The sequence below is a fragment of the Romboutsia sp. genome, assembly GCF_035470145.1.
Classification (GTDB): domain Bacteria; phylum Bacillota; class Clostridia; order Peptostreptococcales; family Peptostreptococcaceae; genus Romboutsia_D.
On record NZ_DATIRC010000118.1, the window covers coordinates 1 to 1,877 of the forward strand.

Here is a 1,877-nt window from a genome sequence, read left to right on the forward strand (position 1 = left end):
TGCTAATGCTAAGATCACAGAAACTGAAACAACTAGACAAAGTATAATAAATACTATAAATAACTTAGTTAGTCAATTTAATGCTTTAGCACCTGCTGAAAGCACTAATGCAGAAGTACAACTTGCAAGAAAAGATATTAACGGCAAAGAATACGCAAGTTTACAAGAAAGATTACTAGCAGATAATAAGCAACAAAATATAATGTATAGTGATGTAAGTGGTACATATATATCAAGTGATAGTGTTGATGGTTGGGTTAAAGATGTAGTAATCGAGGGAAATACGTATCAAAATCCAAGTGTACTATCAGAAATTTCAAGTACAGGTAATGAACTTGAGGACGGTCGCTTCGAAATACCTCTTTTATGTAGAAATAAAAATATATTTGATGGTGAACTTGAAATAGGTTCAATAAATTCAACAACAGGTAATTTAGATATAAATTCAGCATATTTAAGAACGAAAAATTATCAATATATTTCTTCAAATGCTGAATATGTATTATCAAGAACTAGGAATGTAGCATATATAGGTTTGAGATTTTATGATATTAATAAAACTTTTATATCTTCATTAGCCTTATCTGGATTAGCACCAACTTTTACAACACCTGCGAATTGTAGATATTTTAAATTTGTAATATTAGAAAATATTTCAGATGTTATACAAGTAGAAAAAGGAACAGTAGTCACTTCTTATGAAATTCCACAAAGTCATAAATTAACTATTTTATCAGATGTGCAATTAGAAAAAATTGGAACTGTTGCAGATAGAATTGTTGAAAAAGATGGAGTTTGGGGGATAGAAGATAATAACAAAGACGTTGTATTTAATGGTAGTGAGAATTGGTATTTACATTCAGATTTAACAGATAGAATATTATTCAGGCTTATTGGAAATCAAGTTTCTGATGGTCTTAGTGACGTAAAGGCTATATCAAATATATTTACAAATGACAATACTGCTGGTTTGTTAAATTATTTAAATTCATTTAGATTAACTAATTATAATAGTGTCGTTACAGTTTTTGTATGTATAGAAAAGTCAAAAATGGTCACACAAGATTTGAATGGATTTAAGGACTTTTTATCTAAAAATAATATGCTTATTAAATACCCAACAACTGCATCTGTATTTTATCCACTTGCAGATGACCAACAAGTTGCACTTAGAACATTTACAAATAAAACTAACATTTTAAGTTTATGTGAGATTGAGCCAACGATAAAAGGTAGTGTTCCTAAGTCAACTTCTGCTAGTATAAATAGCATAAATACTAGGCTTGATAGTGTTAATGAAAGTTTAGACAAGGTGAAAAAGCTGGAAGATGCTACAATGACATCTGTTATAAGTGACAAGAGTTTTACAGTTATAGAGGATACAGCAAATGGGTATTTGAGTGACTTGAAATTAGAAGGTAGAACTTTAAATCAAATAGTTAAGAATGGCAACTTTGCTAATGGAACAACAAGTTGGACTTCTGTTTATGGTACTAATACAGTATCAAATGGAGTGCTAAGTAATACAGGTGTCGGAACTGGAAACAGTCCTATTGCAGAGCCTATATATAGTGTTACCGTAAATCCTTTATCTAAATACTATTTTAAGGCAAGAGTTAGAGTTACAAATTCATCATGTCAAAGTATTATTGTCCGTTATGATGGAACGACTACAGGTACGGATAAAGATGTTTATTCAATAAGCAGTCCTGTTCAAAATCAATGGTACGATATTTCTGTAATTGCAACACCTCCAACAGATGCTACTGGAAATTTAAGAACATTATTAAGACATCAATATATAGATGCGACGACTGCTAATGGTAAAGTAATGGAAGTTCAAAACGTAATGACACTAGACCTTACTGCTTTAGGAA

The 1,877-nt window shown here is 30.4% G+C and carries 1 protein-coding gene; it reads left to right on the forward strand.

What is annotated here, in order from left to right:
- The coding region (locus tag VLM92_RS04735; RefSeq protein WP_325275207.1) for a hypothetical protein at positions 1–1,877 on the forward strand (1,877 nt) is incomplete at both ends.